This window comes from Paracoccus sp. NIOT.M2S5SZ12 (genome assembly GCF_057748165.1).
Genome location: NZ_JBYLFR010000004.1, coordinates 197,479 through 216,074 on the forward strand (window position 1 = coordinate 197,479; position 18,596 = coordinate 216,074).

The following is an 18,596-nucleotide window of genomic DNA, read 5'->3' on the forward strand; positions in this document are numbered from 1 at the left end:
GCCGATGTTTCCCGACACCATGACCGCCATCGAGATCGCGGGCCCCGGCGGCCCGGATCAGCTGCGCGCCACGACCCGGCCCGTGCCGGTGCCCTGCCATGACCAGATCCTGATCAAGGTCGCCTATGCCGGGGTGAACCGTCCCGACGTGCTGCAACGCTCGGGCAGCTATGCGCCCCCGCCCGGCGCCTCGGACCTGCCGGGGCTGGAGGCCTCGGGCGAGATCGTGGGCCTGGGCGCGGGCGTGACCCGATGGAAGAAGGGCGAACGGGTCTGCGCCCTGCTGCCGGGCGGCGGCTATGCCGAATATGCGGTCTGCCACGCCGACCACGCCCTGCGCATCCCCAAGGGCCTGTCGCTGCGCGAGGGCGCCTGCCTGCCCGAGACGGCCTTCACCGTCTGGTCGAACGTGGTCCAGCGCGGCCGCCTGACCGGGGGCGAACGGTTCTTGGTCCATGGCGGCACGTCGGGCATCGGGATGATGGCGATCCAGATCGCCCGCGCGCTTGGCGCGCGCGTCTTCGCCACCGCCGGCAGCGACGCGAAATGCGCGGCCATCACCGCGCTTGGCGCCACCGCCATCAACTATCGCAGCCAGGACTTCACCAAGGTTCTGGCCGAGGCGGGCGGCGCGGACCTGATCCTGGACATGGTCGGCGGCAGCTACATCCCCCGCAACATCAGGACGCTGGCCCAGGACGGGCGGCTGGTGATGATCGCCTTTCTGGAGGGGCCGAAGGTCGAACTGAACTTTGCCCAGATCATGATGAACCGCCTGACCATCACCGGATCGACGCTGCGCCCGCAATCCGACGTCGCCAAGGCCGAGATCGCGGATGCGCTGCGCAAGCAGCTGTGGCCGATGATCGCGGCGGGGTCGGTCGGCGTGACCATTGACGGGGCCTTTCCCCTGGCCGAGGCCGCCGAGGCGCATCGCCGGATGGAAAGCAGCCAGCATATCGGCAAGATCGTCCTGACGGTCGGCGGGGACTAGCGCACGGCCTCGATCAGCAGGCGGGCGGCGCCGCAGTCGCGGCGCACGTCCGGCGCGCAGTCGCGGGGTTCGAGGTCCCGCGTCAGGCAGATGCGGATCTCGGTCAGGGCGCCGTCGCGGCAGGCGATGGTGACGCCGTCGGCCGAAAGGGCGGGGTTGGCCTCCAGGAAGGCCTCCTCGATCACGGCGGGGGGCGCGTTCACGTCGCGGGCCAGGTCGTCCAGGACGGGCGGCACGGTGACGGCCGCCGCCGCCCGGCGCGTCGCGTCGAAATAGTCCCCGGCTGACAGCCCGCTGCAGCGGCCGTGCTTCTTCCACTGATGCCAGGCCAGGCCGGACGACCCCATGATGTCGGTCATCGCGGCCGTCTCGCGGCGCGAGGGGTCGCGCTCGCCGCTGCGGCAGTCCTGCGGCCAGCCGCGTTCGTGTTGCGGCCAGAGCCCGTGGACCGACACGTCGCGCCCGGTGCCGGGGCGGCATTCCGGGGCGTCGCGCGCGTCGCCCGTGGCGCTGCACCAGGAGGGCTGCCAGCTGAGCGCCAGGACGTAATAGTCGAACCGCCCCGCCACGTCGCGGGCGGCCAGCGGCAGCGGGGTCAGCAGGGCGGCAAGGGTCAGGATCAGGCGGCGCATGGGGCAAGGATAGCGCGGCGCGGCGCGGCCTCAACCGGCAATCGCGCGAATCCTCTTTTCCCCGGCGCCCGAAATCGGTATAGAAGCGGCCAATTCCCCCCGAAAACGAGGAATGGCGCAAGCCGAAGCCGTTTTTCCGGCCGAAGCCCCCTGTCAAATCCCCCTGTTCCGGGACCAAGAGACACGCGAAGGAGACTGACATGAGCAAGCCGCTGATGGCCAAGGCCACCGCCGTCTGGCTGGTCGACAACACCACGCTCAGCTTCAAGCAGATCGGCGATTTCTGCGGCCTGCACGAGCTTGAGGTCCAGGGCATCGCCGATGGCGACGTGGCGGCGGGCGTCAAGGGTTACGACCCGGTCGCCTCGAACCAGCTGGACCCCGAGGAGATCAAGCGCGCCGAGGCGAGCCCCGTCTATCGCATGCGCCTGAAGCACAACCCCGCCGCCGAGGGCGAGGAGAAGCGTCGTGGCCCGCGCTATACGCCCCTGTCCAAGCGTCAGGACCGCCCGGCGGCGATCCTGTGGCTGGTCAAGTTCCACCCGGAACTGGCCGATGCGCAGATCGCCAAGCTGGTCGGCACGACCAAGCCGACGATCGCCTCGATCCGCGAGCGGACGCATTGGAACATCCAGAACATCCAGCCGATCGATCCGGTTGCCTTGGGCCTGTGCCGCCAGACCGAGCTGGACGCCGCCGTGCAGAAGGCCGCCAAGAAGAAGGCCGCCGAGGGCGGGGTGATGACCGATGACGAGCGTCGCAAGCTGGTCAGCACCGAGACCTCGCTGGCCATGTCCGACGAGCCGCGCCTGCCAAGTTCCATGGCCGGGCTGGAGAACTTCAGCCTGACCCGCGACGCCGCAAAGCCCGAGCCGGAACTGGATGCCGACACGTTCTTCAACCTGCCCGAATCAGATGAGGATGACGAGGACGAGGATGACGGCCGCCGCCGCTGATCCATCGCACCAATGATGCGGAACGGCCGGGCATCTGCCCGGCCGTTGTCGTTCCAGCCCTCGCGGTCTGCCCATGAAAAGGCCGCACCGGGTTGCCCCGGCGCGGCCCTGATCTTCGGATCGCGGATGCAATCAGGCACGACCGCGCACCGCGCGTGCGATGGCGATCAGGATGCAGGCGCCCACGAAGCCCGCGATCAGATAGGCGAAGCTGAAGCTGGTGCCTGCCGCATAGAGGCCCAGCAGCGAGCCGAAGATGAAGTTGAACAGAACCGCGCCCAGGATGCCCAGGACGATGTTCGCCAGCAGGCCCATGTTCGACTTCATGAATTGTTCGGCAAGCCAACCGGCGATGCCCCCGACGATGATTGCTGCAAGCCAGCCCATGTCATTCTCCTTGATCCCTTGGCCGACCCTGTCGGTCTGCCCTTCTGGGATCGCAACGTCGCCTGTCCCCCACGGTTCCCGAAGGACGCGCGAAAATGTCACAGCGAGAGGCAGATATACTTCATCTCCATGAAGTCCTCCAACCCATGGCGGCTGCCCTCGCGGCCCAGGCCCGACTGCTTGACCCCGCCAAAGGGCGCCACTTCGGTGGAGATCAGGCCGGTGTTCACGCCGACGATGCCGTATTCCAGCGCCTCCTGGACGCGGGTGATGCGGCCGATGTCGCGGGCGTAGAAATAGGAGGCCAGCCCGAAGATGGTGTTGTTCGCGGCCTCGACCGCCTCCTCCTCGGTGTCGAACCGGAAAAGCGGTGCCAGCGGCCCAAACGTCTCTTCGGTCGCGACCTTCATCTCGGCGGTGACGCCGGTCACGACGGTCGGCTGGAAGAACAGCCCCTCCTTGCGCCGGCCGCCGGTCAGCACCGAACCGCCGCCGTCCAGCACGTCGCGGATATGCTCCTCGACCTTCTGGACGGCCTTCTCGTTGATCAGCGGGCCGGTGGTCACGCCTTGGCTAAGGCCGTCGCCGGTCCTCAGCTTCTCCACCGCCGCGGCCAGCTTTTTCGCGAAGGCGTCATAGACGCCGGACTGGACATAGATGCGGTTGGCGCAGACGCAGGTCTGGCCGTTGTTGCGGAACTTGGACGCCATCGCGCCCTCGACCGCGGCATCCAGATCGGCGTCGTCGAAGACGATGAAGGGGGCGTTGCCGCCCAACTCCATGCTGCATTTCATCACCTGGTCGGCGGCCTGACGCAGCAGCACCCGGCCCACCTCGGTCGAGCCGGTGAAGGTCAGCTTGCGCACCAGGTGGTTCTCGCAGAACTCCTTGCCGATGTCGCTGGCGCCGGTCGAGGGGATCACCGACAGGATGCCCTTGGGCAGGCCCGCGCGTTCGCCCAGCACCGCCATGGCCAGGGCCGAGAGCGGCGTCTCGGTCGCCGGGCGCGCGACGAAGCCGCAGCCCACGGCCAGCGCTGGCCCCGCCTTGCGCGCGATCATCGCGTTCGGAAAGTTCCAGGGCGTGATCGAGCCGACCACACCGATGGGCTGGCGGATGACGCTGATTCGCTTGTCCGCGGCATGGCCGGGGATCGTCTCGCCATAGACGCGCTTTGCCTCCTCGCCGAACCATTCGATGAAGCTTGCGCCATAGGCGATCTCGCCCTTGGCCTCGGCCAGGGGTTTGCCCTGTTCGGCGGTCAGGATGGTGCCCAGGTCGTCCTGGTTGGCCATCATCAGGTCGAACCACTTGCGCATCACCTGGGCGCGTTCCTTGGCGGGGCGGGCGGCCCAGTCCTTCATGGCGCGGGCTGCGGCATCGATGGCGCGGGCGGTCTCGGCCCGGCCCAGATCGGCCACGCGGGCGATCACGTCGCCGCGGGCGGGGTTCGTGACCTCGAAGGTGGCGCCGTCATCGGCATCGACCCAGTCACCGGCGACGAAGGCGCGGGTCTCCAGCAGGGACGGGTCGCGCAGAAGGCTTTTCAGGTCGGTCGGCTGGTCGGTCATGACATCCTCACGCTGTGCGGTCTGGCGGCATGTGAGCATGCCGCGGCCTGGAATGTCAAAGCGCCGCGGGCGGGGTCGGGATGCCGCGCGTCACGGATTCGTGATCGAAGGGCGGCAACCGACGCGACGAAGCGGCGTTGTGACTCCAATCGCTGAGCTGTCCCTCTTGGCGATCTCTCTCTGGGGCGGTGCGCTGGTCGCGCCGCCCCTTCTCTCATCCGAAACGCGCCGTCCAGCTGGGTTGAAAGTCGCCCGGACGGCTGTCGGCGGCATGCACCCCCTGCGCCACCGCCCGCGCCAGCACCGAGGCCGCCGCATGGCCCAGGGCAAAGGCGTCACCGACCGGATCGCCCAAGGCCCGCGCGCCGGTCGAGACCGCAAAGACCAGATCGCCGTCCAGGGGCGTGTGGCTCGGGACCAGCGCCCGGGCCAGCCCGTCATGGGCGGCCGTGGCCAGCCGCTGCAGCCCGGCCTTGTCCAGCGCCGCGTCGGTCGCGACGATGGCGATGGTCGTGGCCTCACCCAACCGTTTGGTCGGCAGGGGTTCGTGACCGGCCGGAAAACGGTCCGGCAGATCCAGCCCGCCGAATTCATCGGACAGCTCCCATGGTGCGGCCCAGAAATGCGGGCCGTCGCCCACCGTCGCCTGCCCAAGCGCGTTCACCACGACCAGCGCGCCCACCGTCGCACCCCCTGCCAGCACCGCCGAGGCCGAGCCAACCCCGCCCTTCAGCGCCCCGGTCAGCGCCCCGGTGCCCGCACCGACCGAACCCGTCGCGCAATCCGCCCCCGCCGCTCGCCATGCGTCCCGGCCAAGCGCCGGATAGGGGTTCGCGGCCCAAGCCTTGTCGCCGCCATTCAGCAGGTCGAAGATGATCGCCCCCGGCACGATGGGCACGCGGGCAGGGCCCACGGCAAAGCCGCGCCCGGCGGCATGCAGCGCCTCCATCACCCCGTCGCAGGCGGCGAGGCCAAAGGCCGACCCGCCCGACAGGACCAGCGCATCGACCGCGCCGACCAGCTTGTCGGGCGCCAGCAGGTCGGTCTCGCGCGTGCCGGGTGCGCCGCCCATGACATGCACGGCCGCCGCGAAGGGCGCATCCGCCGTCAGCACCGTCACGCCCGACCGCAGCGCGTCGTCCTGTGCATGGCCCACGCGCAGACCGGCGACGTCGGTGATCCGGTTGCGCGGGCCGGGGATCATGCCTGCGCCTTCAGGGCGGCGTCGCGGGTCTGGGTCAGGGTCGCGCCGGGGGTCAGCGCCTCGGGGTCCAGGGCCAGCTCGATCACCGCCAGGCGGCCCGACAGGCGCGCGCGCTCGAAGGCGGGGGCGAAGTCGGCGTCGCGCTGAACCCGCTCTCCGTGGCCGCCATAGGCCCGCGCCAGCGCCGCGAAATCGGGGTTGAACAGGTCGGTGCCCGACACGCGGCCCGGAAAGTGGCGCTCCTGATGCATGCGGATCGTGCCGTAGCGGCCGTTATTGGCCACGATGACGATGGGCGTCGCGCCGTATTGGGCGGCGGTGGAGAGCTCGTTCACGGTCATCTGGATGCAGCCGTCGCCCGCGAGGCAGACCACCATGCGGCCCGGATGGGCGATGCTGGCCGCAATGGCCGCGGGCAGCCCGTAGCCCATCGAGCCGGAGGTCGGCGCCAGCTGCGTCCCCATTTGCCGCCAGCGGTAGTAGCGGTGCAGGAAGCTGGCGTAATTGCCCGCGCCGTTGGTGACGATGGCGTCCTCGGGTAGGTGTTCGGCCAGCCAGGTCACGACCTGCTCCAGCCGCAGCGCGCCGGGGGTGGGGCGGGGCTGCTGCCAGTCCTCATAGGCGGCGCGCAGACGTGCGCGCCACGCAGCCCAGCCCGGCGCGGGCGCAGGCAGGGCGGCCAGCGCCGCCACCATGGCGCGCGGATCGGCGGCGATGCCCGGATCGGCCCGCCACAGCGCGCCCAGCTGATCGGGGTCGGGATGGACCATCACCACCCGCGCATGGGGCCGCGCGGGGTCCATCAGCGCATATCCCCCCGTCAGCGTATCGCCCAAGCGCGAGCCGAGCGACAGGATCACATCCGCCTCGCGCAGCGCCTGGCCCAAGGCCGGGTTCATGCCCACGCCCAGATCGCCCACGTAATGCGGCAGGCGGTTGTCCATGCGGTCCTGGCGGCGGAAGGGCGCCGCCACCGGCAGGTCCCAGGCCGCGGCAAAGCGCGCCAGATCATCGGCCGCGCGCTGCGACCACAGGCTGCCGCCCGCCACGACCAGCGGGCGTCGCGCGCCGGCCAGCGCCTCGGCCACCGCCTGCACGCTGTCGGGGGCGACATGGGGGCGGGGCAGGGCGGCGGCGGTCAGGTCGGGGCAGTCGGCGCGGGCGGACAGCATGTCCTCGGGCAGGGCCAGGACCACGGGGCCGGGGCGTCCCGACTGCGCGACGTGAAAGGCCCGCGCGACATATTCGGCGATGCGGTCGGTCTGGTCGATCTGCGCCACCCATTTCGCGAGCGGCGCGAACATGGCGCGGTAATCGACCTCCTGAAAAGCCTCGCGGTCGGTGTCGCCGCGCGCGATCTGGCCCACGAAGAGGATCATCGGCGTCGAATCCTGCCGCGCCACATGCACGCCCGCGCTGGCATTGGTGGCGCCCGGCCCGCGGGTGACGAAGGCCACGCCGGGGCGGCCGGTCAGCTTTCCTTGGGCCTCGGCCATCATGGCCGCGCCGCCCTCGTGGCGGCAGACGATGTTGGCGATGCCGCTGTCATGCAGCCCGTCCAGCGCCGCCAGAAAGCTCTCTCCCGGGACCGAGAACACCCGGGTTACCCCGTTCAGGCGCAGGGCCTCGACCAGGATCTGTCCGCCATGCCGCATGTTGTCCCCCCTTATGCTTGCGCCCAGACCTAACCTGCGGCGGCGGGCGGGCGCAACGCATGCCTTTACAGACGCACCGGCCACGCCTATCTGACCGGCATGGCCAAGGATGACGACAGCAAGAACTACAAGGTGATCGCCGAGAACCGGCGGGCGCGCTTCGATTACTTCATCGAAAGCGACCTGGAGGTCGGCATCATGCTGACCGGTTCCGAGGTGAAATCCCTGCGCGTCGGACAGTCCAACATCGCCGAAAGCTATGCCTCGGTCGAGGGCGGGGAGCTGTGGCTGATCAACGGCTATATCGCGGCCCTGGCACGTGCGGGCGTCTTCGGCCATGAGGAACGCCGCCGCCGCAAGCTCTTGGTCAGCAAGCGCGAGCTGTCGCGCCTGTGGCAGGCCACCGCGCGTGAGGGGATGACCCTGGTTCCGCTGGTGATGTATTTCAACCATCGCGGCCTGGTGAAGCTGAAGATCGGCGTCGCCAAGGGCAAGAAAAACCACGACAAGCGCGAATCCGACGCCAAGCGCGACTGGAACCGCCAGAAACAGCGCCTGCTGAAGCAGGGATAGGCTGTTGCAGCCCCGGCTCCGCCCCTGTAAATCGGGGCGCGCGGCGCAGCAGGGGGGCGGGCCATGGACGATCCGAAGACACTGGTCTCGACCGACTGGCTGGCGGCGCATCTGGGCGACCCGGACCTGCGCATCCTGGATGCCAGCTGGCACATGCCCGCCACGGGCCGCGACGCGCGGGCCGAATATGACGCGGGCCACATTCCCGGCGCGCGCTTCTTCGACATCGACGCGATCAGCGACAAGCGCTCGGCCCTGCCGCATATGGCTCCCCCGCCCGAGATGTTCATCAGCCGCATGCGCGCGATGGGCGTGGGCGACGGGCATCAGGTGATCATCTATGACAATTCCGACGTGCGCAGTGCCTTTCGTGTCTGGTGGACCTTCCGGCTGATGGGCAAGACCGACGTGGCCGTGCTGGACGGCGGACTGCCCAAATGGCGCGCCGAGGGCCGCCCGACCGAGGACATGCCCCCGATGATGCGCGACCGCCACATCACCGTGCAGCGTCAGGCGGGCCTCGTGCGCGACGTGACGCAGGTCGCCGCGGCCAGCAAGCTGGGCGATCCGCAGATCGTCGATGCGCGCAGCCCCGAGAGGTTCCGCGGCGAGGCGCCCGAGCCGCGCCCCGGCCTGCGCGCCGGCCACATTCCGGGTTCGCGCAACCTGCCCTTCGGCCGGCTGTTCAACGCCGACGGCACGATGATCGCGCCCGACGCGATCCGCGCGGCCTTCTCGGACGCGGGCATCGACCTGTCCAAGCCGGTCATCACCACCTGCGGCAGCGGCGTGACGGCGGCGGTGCTGTCCTTCGCGCTGGAGCGGGCGGGCCATCGCGACCATTCGCTTTACGACGGCAGCTGGACCGAATGGGGCAGCTTCGCCGACCTGAACATCGCAACCGGAGACGCCTGATGCTGACCGACCTGAAAGCCCAAAGCCCCGACAAGATCCTGATGCTGATCGAGGAGTTCAAGGCCGACACCCGACAGGGCAAGATCGACTTGGGCGTGGGCGTCTACAAGGACCCGCAGGGCGTCACCCCGGTCATGCGCGCCGTCAAGGCCGCCGAACAGCGGATCTGGGAAACGCAGACCACGAAGGCCTATACCGGACTGGCGGGCGAGGCCGATTACCGCAACGCGCTGGCCACGATGGTGCTGGGCGATCTGCCCGCCGACCGTCTGGCCTCGGTCGCCTCGGTCGGCGGCACGGGTGCCATCCGTCAGGCGCTGGAGCTGGCGCGGCTGGCCAATCCGGGCGTGCGGGTGTTCGTGTCGAACCCGACCTGGCCGAACCACCTATCGATCATGGCCTTCATGGGCCTGCCCTATACCGAATACCGTTACTTCGACGCGGAAACCCGCGGCGTCGATTTCGACGGCATGAAGGCCGACATCGCGCAGGCGGGCAAGGGCGATGTAGTCCTGCTGCACGGCTGCTGCCACAACCCGACCGGCGCGAACCTGACCCTTGAGCAGTGGTCCGAGGTCGTGGCGATCCTGGAGAAATCGGGTGCGATCCCGCTGATCGACCTCGCCTATCAGGGCTTTGGCGACGGGCTGGACGCGGATGCCGAGGCCACGCGCCTGGTCGCCCGCAGCCTGCCCGAGGTGCTGATCGCGGCGTCATGCTCCAAGAACTTCGGCATTTACCGCGAGCGCACCGGCATCCTGATCGCGCTGGCCGACACGACCAAGGGCCGCGATCTGGCGCAGGGGGCGATGGCCTTCCTGAACCGCCAGAACTTCTCGTTCCCGCCGGATCATGGCGCGCGCATCGTCAGCACCATCCTGACGGACGACGCGCTGCGCGCCGATTGGGCGGCGGAACTGGAGGAGGTCCGGAACACCATGCTGAGCCTGCGCGACCAGCTGGCGGCCGAACTGCGCGATCTGTCGGGCAGCGACCGGTTCGACTTCATCCGCCATCACCGCGGCATGTTCTCGCGCCTCGGCGCGACGCCCGAGCAGGTGCAGAAGCTGAAAACTGATGCGGCCATCTACATGGTGGGCGATTCGCGCCTGAACATCGCGGGCCTGAACCGCGACACGGTGCCGGTCCTGGCCCGCGCCATCATCGACGCGGGGATCTGATCCCCGCAGGCTGGCGCGTCAGCTGCGCGCCAGCGCCCTCTCGATATAGTCCCGCAGTTCCTCGACCTCGGTGCGGCTGTCGCGCAGGCCCTCCATGGCGGCGCGCAGCTCGGCCTGAGTGCCCGCCAGGCGCGCGGTCAGCGCGGCCTCGCGCTCGCGCGTCTGCGCCAGGGCCGCGTCGCGGGCCTCCTCGGCCTCGTGCAGCTGATGGGCCATGCGGTCCAGTTCGGACATGTCGCCGCGCGCGGGACGCGTCACGCGATGCACCAGCCAGCTGGCGATCCAGCCCAGAAAGAAGGCTCCGAACAGGATCAGGGCGGTGACGGCGATGAAATCGGATCGGGTCATTCGTCGGTCGCTTCGTCTTGGCCGTCGGCCCGTTCCGCGACGCTGTCGGGGCGCGGTCCGGGGCGGGGGGTGTCGTCATCGGGCGTCAGCACGGGCACCCTAAGGTTTTCCTCGCGTTCGTCCAGCGTCTGGAACTCCTCGGTCACGCCGAGGGTCATGGGGGCCGTCCCGGTCGAGACGGCGGGCAGGGGCAGCTGCGGCCCCTGCATCTGCGGCGCCAGGACCGGCAGGACCGGACCCTGGACGGGCGGCAGCTGCGGGCCCTGGGCCGTGTCGTCGGCCAGCGTCCCGGCCGGGACGGGTGCGGGGGGCGGGGTGTCGCCGGTCACGCCGGTCACCGTCACCGGGCTGGGCAGCTGATCGGCGCCCATCGGATGCGGCGACAGCAGGCGGAACTCGATCCGGCGGTTGATCTCGCGGCCCTCCTCGGTCTGGTTGGTGGCGACGGGGCGGCTTTCGCCGTAACCGCGCGCGGACATGTTGGCGGTGTCGATCCCGGCCTCGGTCATGGCGGTGACCAGCGCCTGCGCGCGGCTGCGCGACAGTTCGGCGTTGAACGCCTCCGACCCCTGGGAATCGGTATGGCCGCCGGCCTCCATCAGGAAGTCGTCGCAATCGGTCATGGCCTGGGCCAGCCGCGCCATGGTGGGCTCCGGATCGCCCGCGATGGCGGCGCTGTTCGGCTCGAAGCCGATCTCGCTCTCGGACATGATGATGTTCAGCCGGGCCACGCATTCCTCGCCGTCGGGCAGGCCCAGGGCCTCGTCCAGGCGCCGGTCGTAGCTGATGGCCAGCCGGTAGGCCGCGCCCGCGCCAAGCCTGTCCGACAGCAGCGCGGCGGCGCGTTCCGTCGCGCGCGGATCGCCCGAGACGCCGGTCAGCTCGACCATCTCGGGGGTGACGCGGGCCTGGCCGGCATGCAGCGGCGCCATGGCCTCCAGCCCGGCGATGACCCGCACGGTCCAGCCCGCGGGCACGGACGGATCGGGCCGCAGCCCGCTCTGCGCCACGGCAAAGCGCGACCGGGCAAAGCTGTCCACGACCTCGCGCATCTGGTCGTCCGCGATGCGCCCGCGCATGGCCAGCTCGCCCGACGGGGGAAGGGTGGCCTGGAACTCGATCGGGGCGGCCTGGACATCGGCCTCCTCGCGCTGGACCTCCAGGCGGTAGGGATCGGGCAGCGCCCCGTCCAGCGCGCCCGCGACCTGGTCCAGCCGCTCGCGCGTCACGGCGGCGGGCACGACCAGCGCGACCTGCGCATCCGACAGCGTCACTTGGCCCTGACCCAGCTGGCCCAGGGCCTCGATCGCGGCGGCGGCGGCCTGGGGCCAGTCGTCGGACGGCGCGCCCAGGCCCAGGGCGCAGTCGGGCGCGGTCTCCAGCCCGGCGGCACGGGCGGCTTCCATGATGCGGGTGCGGCCATCCGCGTCCGGCGCGCTGCAGGCGTCGAAGCGCGCCCCGTCCGCGTCCAGCGCGAAGCGCAGGATATAGGGCGCGATCACCGGGCGCGGCGCGCTGATGTCCAGATCGACCGTGACCCCGCCGGGAGCCGCGCTGCGTAGCACCTGTTCCAGCTGCCCTTGGGCCGCGCGGTCGGCGGCCAGGGCGGTGACCTGCACCCGGCCCGGCAGCACGGTGATCTTGGCCTGATCGGCCATGCCCGCGGCCTGCAGGCCGAAACGCAGCGCCTCGGTCCAGCCGTCCGGCACCGGGTGGTCGGCCTGCTCCAGCAGGTCGTCCTGCACCGTGCCCCCGCCGAAGGCCCGCCGCATCGCCGCGCGGTCGGTGGCGGCGGGGATCAGGCCTATCATCGACAGCCCCTCCACGCTGCGCAGCAGCTCGACCTTGAACTCGGGGGCGGCCATCGCCTCGACCGAGGCGACGGTCATGCGGTCCTCGATCCGGCCCGGATCGACGGCGGTGCCGGCCTGGGTCACGGCGCGGAACCGTTCCACCTCGGTGGGGGCGGTGCCGGTCAGGGTCACGCGCAGCCCGTCGGCCGCGACGCCCGCCCAATCATGCCCGGCCTCGCGCAGGGCCTGGGTCACGTCGCGGGTGGCGCGATCCTCGATGAAGCTGGCGGCCTGTTCGGCGCCCATCCAGGACAGCCCGCCCGCGCCCGCCAAGACAAGGATGGTGGCCATGGATGTGGACAGGCGGCGGGAACGGGCCATCGAAAAAACCTTGGGCTGTTGCAAGCGGGCAACGTCTAGCGACGCGGGGGGAACGGCGCAATCATGCCAGCCCCGCAATGGCAAGAAACAGCGCAAGGATCAGCCCCGCATCGCGGTTCGACCGGAACAGGCGCAGGCAGACATCCCCTTGATCGGGGCGGAAATTCCGCAGCTGCCACAGCAGGTGCAGGCCGAAGGCCGCGACCCCGGCCCAAGCCATCAACTGATTGCGACCCGCCAGACCCGTGGCCAGCGCCAGCACCGCGACAGACAGGACCGCAAAGCCCGCCAGGATCGCGGGGCTCCGGTCGCCGAACAGGCGGGCGGTGGATTTCACCCCGATCAGCGCGTCGTCATCCGCATCCTGATGGGCATAGATCGTGTCGTAAAAGATCGTCCAGGCGATGGCGCCCAGCCAGGCCACCACCGGCGCCGGATCGACCCGGCCCATATGGGCGGCATAGGCCAGCATGACGCCCCAGTTGAAGGCGAAGCCCAGAAACAGCTGCGGCCACCAGGTGAAGCGTTTCGCGAAGGGATAGATCGCGACCAGCGCCAGTGACGCGACCCCCATCCACACCGCCGCCCGGCCAAGCGTCAGCAGGATCACCAGCCCCACCAGCCCCTGCGCCAGAAGCCAGAAATAGGCCCCGCGCAGGCTGACCTGCCCCGAGGGCAGCGGCCGCGACCGGGTCCGCGCCACCTGCGCGTCGATGGCGCGGTCGGTGATGTCATTCCAGGTGCAGCCTGCGCCCCGCATGACGAAGGCGCCGATCGCGCAGGCCAGCGCAATCCACAGGTCGAACAGGCGCGGCGCGTCCGCCATCATCGCCAGCCCGATCCCCCACCAGCAGGGGATCAGCAGCAGCCAGGTGCCGATTGGCCGGTCCGCCCGGCTGAGCCGCAGCCAGGGCCGGGTCCGCGCGGGGGCGAAGCGGTCCACCCAGTTGTCGGGCGGCGCGTCGAAGACGGCATCTGGCCTTTCGGTCTGGCTTTGCATAGCGTCACGCCCATCATGCCCCGGATCAGACTGTTCATAGATCACCCTTTGGTTGCAGGACAACCCGTCCCCTTGGACGGGCCGCAGGCGCATTACCTGACGGGCGTCATGCGCCTGCGGCAGGGTGACGCGGTTCTGGTCTTCAACGGGCGGGACGGCGAATGGCAGGCGCATCTGCAGGAGGCGGGCAAGCGCGGCGGCGTGCTGACGGTGGCCGCGCCGAGCGCGCCGCAGCAGGACCCGCCGGACCTGTGGCTGATCTTCGCGCCCATCAAGAAGGCGCGCACCGACTTCATCGTCGAGAAGGCGGCCGAGATGGGCGCCGCCCGGATCATGCCGGTCCAGACGCGCTTCACCAATTCCGAACGCATCCGCCAGGACCGCCTCCAGGCCCATGCCGTCGAGGCGGCCGAGCAATGCGGCGGGACCTTCGTGCCCCCTGTGGCGGAACTGCAACCGCTGTCGGCGCTGCTGGACGGGTGGGATGCGGGGCGGCGCATCCTCTGGGCCGATGAATCGCGGGCGGGTCCGGCCGAGACCCTGTCCGGCCTTCCCCGCGGCCCCTGGGCCATCCTGATCGGCCCCGAAGGCGGGTTTTCCCCGGAGGAGCGCGCGCAGCTGTCGCGCCTGCCCTTCGTCACCCCGGTCAGCCTGGGGCCGCGCATCCTGCGCGCGGATACCGCGGCGGTCGCGGCGCTGGCGCTGTGGCAGGCGGCCCTGGGCGACTGGCGCTGATCCCGATTCGCCGGGTGCGGCCCTTTGTGACCGAAATGCGACAGTTTCGGCCCCGGCTGTTGCAGAAACCGCATGGCGGCCTTGCGGCTTTGCCGGCTACTCTTTGCGGACTGCCCGAATTATCTCCTGCGTATCGGAAAACTGCCCTCGGATAGGGCAAAGTGAAAACAGGTGAAATGATGTCGACGATCGAAACGAACCGCAGCGTGGCTGTCGGAGGCGTGGGCAACATCGTCGCGCATATCGTGTCGCTGATGGCGTCCTGGCGGGAAACCCGCGTGACGCGTCGCGAACTGAGCCGCCTGTCGGATCGCGAGCTGGACGATATCGGTCTGTGCCGCGGCGACATCGAGCGGATTGCGCGCGGCTTCTGAAGCCAGCCCCCCTTCCTGACGATCAAACCCCCGAAGCTTGCGCTTGCGGGGGTTTTCCATGTCTGCCGGGCGGAGATCAGGCGCGGGTCATGACCAGCGTGGTCCAGTCGCCCATGTCGTCGCGCCGCTCGGGCGCGAAGCCCGCGGCCCCATAGGCAGCCGTGACCTCATCGGCCTGGGTGGTCAGGATGCCCGACAGGATGATCCGGCCCTTGGGCGCCACATGGCGGGCCATGTCGGGGGCCAGGTCGATCAGCGGCTGCTTCAGGATGTTGGCCAGCACCAGATCATAGGGCGCCGCGCGCTCCAGCATCGGGTGGTCGAAGCCCGCGGCCTCCAGGCATTCCACGCGACCGTCCAGGCCGTTGGCGATGACATTGGCGGCGGCCGTGTCCACCGCGACCGGGTCGATGTCGCTGGCCAACACGGTGACCGGCCACAGACGCGCGGCCCCCATGGCCAGCACCGCCGTACCGCAGCCGATATCGGCGATGCGCGTGGCCTGAAACCCTTCGGTCGCCAGCCGGTCCAACGCCTCCAGACAGCCCTTGGTGGTGTTGTGGTGGCCCGTGCCGAAGGCCATCGCGGCCTCGATCCACAGCGCCTCCACCCCCGGCGGGATGTCGTCGGCATCATGGCTGCCATGGACATAGAAGCGGCCCGCGCGCACGGGGGTCAGCTCCCGCTTCACATGGGCGACCCAATCGACATCCGGGACCTCGGACACGGCGAAGGGGTTGGCGCCATAGGCCGCGGCCAGGATCGCCAAGGTGATCTCGTCGGGGGCTTCGGTGAAATAGGCGCCGACCTCCCACCGCTCGCTGCCGTCCTCGATCTCGAAGACGCCGGTGCCGACGGGCTCGGGGGTCAGGTCCTCGCAGGCTTCGGCCAGGGCCTCGGCGGCCTCGCGGCCTTTCACATGGGTCAGCGCGGTGAAGGTGGTCATCAGATCGTATCCGGGTTGGGAAGGCTGGCCTCTACTCCGGTGCCCTTCAGCCCGCAATAACCGTCCGGATTCTTTTCCAGATATTGCTGATGCGCCTCATGGGCCGGCCAGAAGGTGGACGCGGGCAGGATCTGCGTGGTGATCTTGCCGAAACCCTGCACGGCCAGGCGGTTGTCATAGTCGATGCGCGACTGTTCGGCGATCGCCGCCTGATGGTCGTCGAAGGTCATGATCAGGCTGCGATACTGCGGGCCGACGTCATTGCCCTGCCGGTCGCCCTGGGTCGGGTCGTGGTTCTCCCAGAACAGCTGCAGCAGGTGGTCATAGCTGATCAGCGCGCTGTCATAGATGATGCGCACCACCTCGGCATGGCCGGTATCGCCGCGCTTGACCTGCTCATAGGTCGGGTTCTGGACCGTGCCCCCGGCAAAGCCCACCTCGGTCAGCCAGATGCCGGTCTGCTTCCAGAACAGCCGCTCGACACCCCAGTAGCAGCCCATCCCGAAGATGGCCTGGTCGTATCCGGCGGGGGGATTGGCACCCAGGGGGCGGTGGAAGATGGCGTGGTCGGTCATGCGGGCCTCAGGGGTCAGGGGGACAGGGAAACGCGGCAGCGCGCGTGCGGGTTCATCCGCGCGGATGCGCGCCGCGATAGACGGCCATCAGCCGTGCGTCGTCCACCCCGGTATAGACTTGGGTGGTGGACAGGCTGGCATGGCCCAGAAGCTCCTGGATGGTGCGCAGGTCGCCGCCCGCCGACAGCAGATGCGTGGCGAAGCTGTGGCGCAGGGCATGGGGCGTCGCGCTGGCGGGCAGGCCCAGGGCGGCGCGGGCCTGGCGCATCGCGGCCTCGACCGTGCCGGCGGAGAGGCGGCCGCCGCGGACGCCGCGGAACAGCGGCGCATCGGCGCTGTGGCCCCAGGGCGACAGGTCCAGATAGCGGGCGACCGCGTCGCGGGCCACGGGCAGGACCGGCACCTGCCGCTCGCGCCCGCCCTTGCCGCGGATCACCAGCCCCTCGGCAAAGGGCCAGTCGGTGCCGTTCAGCGCTAGCGCCTCGGAGATGCGCAGCCCCGACCCCCAGAGCAGCGTCAGCACCGCCACGTCGCGCGCCCCCATCCAGGGCGTCCCATGATCCGCCACCCGATCCAGCGTGTCGCGGGCCTGGTCCTGGGTCAGCGGGCGGGGCAGGCTGCGGGCGTACTTCGCGCTGCGGGTCGACAGGGCGGCCGACAGGTCCAGCCCCTCGCGGTCCGAGATCCAGCGCAGGAAGGAGCGCACCCCCGACATGCGCCGCGCCAGCGACCGCGCGCCCAGACCCCGCTTGCGTTCGGAGGCCGCGAAGGCGCGCATGTCCGTCTGCCGCAGCCGGGCCAGCGCGCCGGGCGCCACGGCCTCGCCCCAATGGGCGCCGATGAAATGCAGGAATGCGGTGACGTCGCCGCGATAGGCGGTGACGGTATGGTCCGAGCGGTCGCGCGCCGCGGCCTCGGTCAGAAGCCAGCGGTCCAGCGCGGCCTGCGTCGCGGCGGCCGTCAGCCGGTCCATCATGCGGGCAGCCGCGCCAGCAGCGCCAGCCGGAAGACCTGTCCGAAGAAGCGCAGCAGGTCCGTCCCCTGGGCGGGCTGAAAGCGGGCGGCATCCGCGCTGCCCATCAGCAGCAGGGCGCGCGGGCGGTCCGCGCCCAGATCCATCGGCAGCAGCGCCTCGGAGGCGATGGTGCGGCCGTGCAGCGGACGGGTCACCACCATCGCCGGGCGCAGCACGATGTCGTCGCCGCGCGGCATCCGGCGGCCCGCCTCCAGGATGCGGGCGATGGTGCCGGGCGGCACGATGGCGGTGTCGGCGGGCAGGGCCAGGGGCGGCTCGCCCTCGGCCACCAGGCGCAGCGTCTCGATGCGCAGAAGCGGCGCGATGTCGGCCTGCAGCGCCGCGCCCAGATCGGCCAGATCGGCGGTCTCCAACAGGCCCAGCACGGCGCGGTGGATCATCGCCATGCCCGACTGGTTGTCGTAGGCGGCTGCGATCACGCCTTCATACGTGGCCTCCAGCCGGTCCAGCCGGGTCTCCAGCGCCTCCATGGCGCGGCCGCGGATGTCGATGACATTGCCGCCGACCTCGGCCTCGCGCGCGGCCACCAGGGCGCGCATCAGGTCGCGGTCGGCCAGGATCGCCCCCGGATCGGCCAGCAGCCGGTCGCGGGTCTCGGGGTCCAGCGCGTCGGTCATGCGGGTCTCTCCGGGGGCAGGGGGTCAGAGGATCTTCTGGCCGGTCTGGGCCCAGTCCGCGTTGAACTGCGCCAGGCCCTTGTCGGTCAGGATGTGGTTGGCCATCGACTTGATGACCGCGGGCGGCGCGGTGATCACGTCGGCGCCGATCTTGGCGGCCTCGACGATGTGGTTCACGCTGCGGATCGACGCGGCCAGGATCTCGGTCTCGTAGCCGTAATTGTCATAGATCTCGCGGATGTCGGCGATCAGGTCCATGCCGTCCAGGTGGATGTCGTCCAGGCGCCCGATGAAGGGGCTGATGAAGGTCGCGCCGGCCTTGGCGGCCAGGATCGCCTGCGCCGGGCTGAAGCACAGCGTGACGTTCAGCTTGTGGCCCTCGTCCGACAGCACGCGGCAGGCCTTGAGGCCGTCCCAGGTCAGCGGCACCTTGATGCAGACATTGGGCGCGATCTTCGCCAGGTGGCGGCCCTCGGCGATCATGTCGTCGGCCTTCTCGGCCACGACCTCGGCGCTGACCGGACCCTCGACCATGGCACAGATCTCGGCGGTGACCTCCGCGATGGCGCGGCCCGACTTCAGGATCAGCGAGGGGTTGGTGGTCACGCCATCGACCATGCCCAGGTCGTTCAGCTCCCGGATCGCGGCGATATCGGCGGTGTCGACAAAGAATTTCATGGCCCATCTCCTCAGGCTGCCGTTCGGCACGGTCATATCGCAGAT

At 70.1% G+C, this 18,596-nt stretch carries 20 protein-coding genes; 7 read left to right on the plus strand and 13 right to left on the minus strand.

Annotated elements, in window-relative coordinates; genetic code table 11:
- Positions 1–4: 4 nt before the first annotated feature.
- Positions 5–994, plus strand: a complete 990-nt coding sequence (locus AC2SGK_RS05770) for an NAD(P)H-quinone oxidoreductase (protein WP_488322636.1) — start codon at positions 5–7, stop codon at positions 992–994.
- Here the strand turns inward: AC2SGK_RS05770 and AC2SGK_RS05775 are convergent.
- A complete protein-coding gene (locus AC2SGK_RS05775) occupies positions 991–1,626 on the minus strand; it encodes a ribonuclease T2 family protein (RefSeq protein WP_488322637.1) in 636 nt (211 codons plus the stop codon). The two genes, AC2SGK_RS05770 and AC2SGK_RS05775, sit on opposite strands and share 4 nt — an antisense overlap.
- A gap of 200 nt (positions 1,627–1,826) precedes the next feature.
- Here AC2SGK_RS05775 and AC2SGK_RS05780 point away from each other — a divergent pair, with 200 nt between their 5' ends.
- Positions 1,827–2,582, plus strand: coding sequence for a DUF1013 domain-containing protein (locus AC2SGK_RS05780; RefSeq protein ID WP_488322638.1), 756 nt, complete (start codon positions 1,827–1,829; stop codon positions 2,580–2,582).
- Between the two features lie 132 nt (positions 2,583–2,714).
- Here AC2SGK_RS05780 and AC2SGK_RS05785 read toward each other — a convergent pair whose 3' ends face one another.
- The 4 genes from AC2SGK_RS05785 to AC2SGK_RS05800 form a co-directional block, all read right to left on the minus strand.
- Positions 2,715–2,969: a GlsB/YeaQ/YmgE family stress response membrane protein gene (locus AC2SGK_RS05785; RefSeq protein WP_488322639.1), complete on the minus strand. Its 255-nt coding sequence runs from the start codon at positions 2,967–2,969 to the stop codon at positions 2,715–2,717.
- 98 nt (positions 2,970–3,067) lie between these two features.
- Positions 3,068–4,540 (minus strand): NAD-dependent succinate-semialdehyde dehydrogenase, encoded by a 1,473-nt coding sequence (locus AC2SGK_RS05790; RefSeq protein ID WP_488322640.1) that lies wholly within the window; start codon positions 4,538–4,540, stop codon positions 3,068–3,070.
- A 214-nt stretch (positions 4,541–4,754) separates the two neighbouring features.
- The gene (locus AC2SGK_RS05795) at positions 4,755–5,744 is read right to left on the minus strand and encodes a P1 family peptidase (RefSeq protein ID WP_488322641.1); all 990 of its coding nucleotides are present in this window, start codon (positions 5,742–5,744) and stop codon (positions 4,755–4,757) included.
- On the minus strand, positions 5,741–7,399 hold the full coding sequence (locus tag AC2SGK_RS05800; RefSeq protein WP_488322642.1) for a thiamine pyrophosphate-binding protein: 1,659 nt from the start codon (positions 7,397–7,399) through the stop codon (positions 5,741–5,743). The genes AC2SGK_RS05795 and AC2SGK_RS05800 overlap by 4 nt, the downstream gene beginning before the upstream one ends.
- A gap of 99 nt (positions 7,400–7,498) precedes the next feature.
- On the opposite strand from AC2SGK_RS05800, the gene smpB reads away from it, so the two are divergent.
- The 3 genes from smpB to AC2SGK_RS05815 all read left to right on the plus strand — a co-directional run bounded on the left by smpB (position 7,499) and on the right by AC2SGK_RS05815 (position 10,068).
- Complete coding sequence (gene smpB / locus AC2SGK_RS05805; protein WP_488322643.1) at positions 7,499–7,972, plus strand: SsrA-binding protein SmpB; 474 nt, start codon at positions 7,499–7,501, stop codon at positions 7,970–7,972.
- Between the two features lie 63 nt (positions 7,973–8,035).
- Positions 8,036–8,887: a 3-mercaptopyruvate sulfurtransferase gene (gene sseA, locus AC2SGK_RS05810; RefSeq protein ID WP_488322644.1), complete on the plus strand. Its 852-nt coding sequence runs from the start codon at positions 8,036–8,038 to the stop codon at positions 8,885–8,887.
- Entirely contained in the window at positions 8,887–10,068 is a 1,182-nt protein-coding gene (locus AC2SGK_RS05815; RefSeq protein ID WP_488322645.1) for an amino acid aminotransferase, read from the plus strand. The genes sseA and AC2SGK_RS05815 overlap by 1 nt, the downstream gene beginning before the upstream one ends.
- Before the next feature lie 18 nt (positions 10,069–10,086).
- Here AC2SGK_RS05815 and AC2SGK_RS05820 read toward each other — a convergent pair whose 3' ends face one another.
- The 3 genes from AC2SGK_RS05820 to ubiA all read right to left on the minus strand — a co-directional run bounded on the left by AC2SGK_RS05820 (position 10,087) and on the right by ubiA (position 13,590).
- On the minus strand, positions 10,087–10,416 hold the full coding sequence (locus tag AC2SGK_RS05820) for a hypothetical protein (protein ID WP_488322646.1): 330 nt from the start codon (positions 10,414–10,416) through the stop codon (positions 10,087–10,089).
- The gene (locus AC2SGK_RS05825; RefSeq protein WP_488322647.1) at positions 10,413–12,560 is read right to left on the minus strand and encodes an OmpA family protein; all 2,148 of its coding nucleotides are present in this window, start codon (positions 12,558–12,560) and stop codon (positions 10,413–10,415) included. The genes AC2SGK_RS05820 and AC2SGK_RS05825 overlap by 4 nt, the downstream gene beginning before the upstream one ends.
- 91 nt (positions 12,561–12,651) lie before the next feature.
- Positions 12,652–13,590, minus strand: coding sequence for a 4-hydroxybenzoate octaprenyltransferase (gene ubiA, locus AC2SGK_RS05830; RefSeq protein ID WP_488322648.1), 939 nt, complete (start codon positions 13,588–13,590; stop codon positions 12,652–12,654).
- Between the two features lie 15 nt (positions 13,591–13,605).
- On the opposite strand from ubiA, the gene AC2SGK_RS05835 reads away from it, so the two are divergent.
- Together AC2SGK_RS05835 and AC2SGK_RS05840 are read left to right on the plus strand one after the other, a co-directional pair.
- Positions 13,606–14,325, plus strand: a complete 720-nt coding sequence (locus tag AC2SGK_RS05835) for a 16S rRNA (uracil(1498)-N(3))-methyltransferase (protein WP_488322649.1) — start codon at positions 13,606–13,608, stop codon at positions 14,323–14,325.
- Positions 14,326–14,504: 179 nt separating this feature from the next.
- Positions 14,505–14,699 (plus strand): DUF1127 domain-containing protein, encoded by a 195-nt coding sequence (locus tag AC2SGK_RS05840; RefSeq protein ID WP_488322650.1) that lies wholly within the window; start codon positions 14,505–14,507, stop codon positions 14,697–14,699.
- A gap of 76 nt (positions 14,700–14,775) precedes the next feature.
- On the opposite strand, the gene AC2SGK_RS05845 is transcribed toward AC2SGK_RS05840, so the two are convergent.
- The 5 genes from AC2SGK_RS05845 to fsa are packed head-to-tail and all read right to left on the minus strand — an operon-like array spanning position 14,776 to position 18,551.
- Positions 14,776–15,645, minus strand: a complete 870-nt coding sequence (locus AC2SGK_RS05845) for a 50S ribosomal protein L11 methyltransferase (protein WP_488322651.1) — start codon at positions 15,643–15,645, stop codon at positions 14,776–14,778.
- Positions 15,645–16,220 carry a peptide-methionine (S)-S-oxide reductase MsrA gene (gene msrA / locus AC2SGK_RS05850; protein ID WP_488322652.1) on the minus strand — a complete coding sequence of 192 codons (576 nt, stop codon included), beginning with the start codon at positions 16,218–16,220 and terminating at the stop codon, positions 15,645–15,647. Before msrA ends, AC2SGK_RS05845 begins: the two co-directional genes overlap by 1 nt.
- Before the next feature lie 52 nt (positions 16,221–16,272).
- Positions 16,273–17,193, minus strand: coding sequence for a tyrosine recombinase XerC (locus AC2SGK_RS05855; RefSeq protein WP_488322653.1), 921 nt, complete (start codon positions 17,191–17,193; stop codon positions 16,273–16,275).
- Positions 17,193–17,873, minus strand: coding sequence for a DUF484 family protein (locus tag AC2SGK_RS05860; RefSeq protein WP_488322654.1), 681 nt, complete (start codon positions 17,871–17,873; stop codon positions 17,193–17,195). Before AC2SGK_RS05860 ends, AC2SGK_RS05855 begins: the two co-directional genes overlap by 1 nt.
- Positions 17,874–17,897: 24 nt before the next feature.
- Positions 17,898–18,551 carry a fructose-6-phosphate aldolase gene (gene fsa / locus AC2SGK_RS05865; protein ID WP_488322655.1) on the minus strand — a complete coding sequence of 218 codons (654 nt, stop codon included), beginning with the start codon at positions 18,549–18,551 and terminating at the stop codon, positions 17,898–17,900.
- Positions 18,552–18,596: the final 45 nt, after the last annotated feature.

What these genes read in the sequence shown, in the direction of transcription:
- AC2SGK_RS05860 (WP_488322654.1), bottom strand. Translation starts at nt 17,873, where the DNA reads ATGACCGACGCGCTGGACCCCGAGACCCGCGACCGGCTGCTGGCCGAT.
- AC2SGK_RS05815 (WP_488322645.1), top strand. Translation starts at nt 8,887, where the DNA reads ATGCTGACCGACCTGAAAGCCCAAAGCCCCGACAAGATCCTGATGCTG.
- sseA (WP_488322644.1), top strand. Translation starts at nt 8,036, where the DNA reads ATGGACGATCCGAAGACACTGGTCTCGACCGACTGGCTGGCGGCGCAT.
- AC2SGK_RS05800 (WP_488322642.1), bottom strand. Translation starts at nt 7,399, where the DNA reads ATGCGGCATGGCGGACAGATCCTGGTCGAGGCCCTGCGCCTGAACGGG.
- AC2SGK_RS05825 (WP_488322647.1), bottom strand. Translation starts at nt 12,560, where the DNA reads ATGGCCACCATCCTTGTCTTGGCGGGCGCGGGCGGGCTGTCCTGGATG.
- AC2SGK_RS05820 (WP_488322646.1), bottom strand. Translation starts at nt 10,416, where the DNA reads ATGACCCGATCCGATTTCATCGCCGTCACCGCCCTGATCCTGTTCGGA.
- msrA (WP_488322652.1), bottom strand. Translation starts at nt 16,220, where the DNA reads ATGACCGACCACGCCATCTTCCACCGCCCCCTGGGTGCCAATCCCCCC.
- fsa (WP_488322655.1), bottom strand. Translation starts at nt 18,551, where the DNA reads ATGAAATTCTTTGTCGACACCGCCGATATCGCCGCGATCCGGGAGCTG.
- AC2SGK_RS05795 (WP_488322641.1), bottom strand. Translation starts at nt 5,744, where the DNA reads ATGATCCCCGGCCCGCGCAACCGGATCACCGACGTCGCCGGTCTGCGC.
- AC2SGK_RS05840 (WP_488322650.1), top strand. Translation starts at nt 14,505, where the DNA reads ATGTCGACGATCGAAACGAACCGCAGCGTGGCTGTCGGAGGCGTGGGC.
- AC2SGK_RS05770 (WP_488322636.1), top strand. Translation starts at nt 5, where the DNA reads ATGTTTCCCGACACCATGACCGCCATCGAGATCGCGGGCCCCGGCGGC.
- AC2SGK_RS05845 (WP_488322651.1), bottom strand. Translation starts at nt 15,645, where the DNA reads ATGACCACCTTCACCGCGCTGACCCATGTGAAAGGCCGCGAGGCCGCC.
- ubiA (WP_488322648.1), bottom strand. Translation starts at nt 13,590, where the DNA reads ATGCAAAGCCAGACCGAAAGGCCAGATGCCGTCTTCGACGCGCCGCCC.
- AC2SGK_RS05835 (WP_488322649.1), top strand. Translation starts at nt 13,606, where the DNA reads ATGCCCCGGATCAGACTGTTCATAGATCACCCTTTGGTTGCAGGACAA.
- AC2SGK_RS05780 (WP_488322638.1), top strand. Translation starts at nt 1,827, where the DNA reads ATGAGCAAGCCGCTGATGGCCAAGGCCACCGCCGTCTGGCTGGTCGAC.
- AC2SGK_RS05855 (WP_488322653.1), bottom strand. Translation starts at nt 17,193, where the DNA reads ATGGACCGGCTGACGGCCGCCGCGACGCAGGCCGCGCTGGACCGCTGG.
- AC2SGK_RS05775 (WP_488322637.1), bottom strand. Translation starts at nt 1,626, where the DNA reads ATGCGCCGCCTGATCCTGACCCTTGCCGCCCTGCTGACCCCGCTGCCG.
- AC2SGK_RS05785 (WP_488322639.1), bottom strand. Translation starts at nt 2,969, where the DNA reads ATGGGCTGGCTTGCAGCAATCATCGTCGGGGGCATCGCCGGTTGGCTT.
- smpB (WP_488322643.1), top strand. Translation starts at nt 7,499, where the DNA reads ATGGCCAAGGATGACGACAGCAAGAACTACAAGGTGATCGCCGAGAAC.
- AC2SGK_RS05790 (WP_488322640.1), bottom strand. Translation starts at nt 4,540, where the DNA reads ATGACCGACCAGCCGACCGACCTGAAAAGCCTTCTGCGCGACCCGTCC.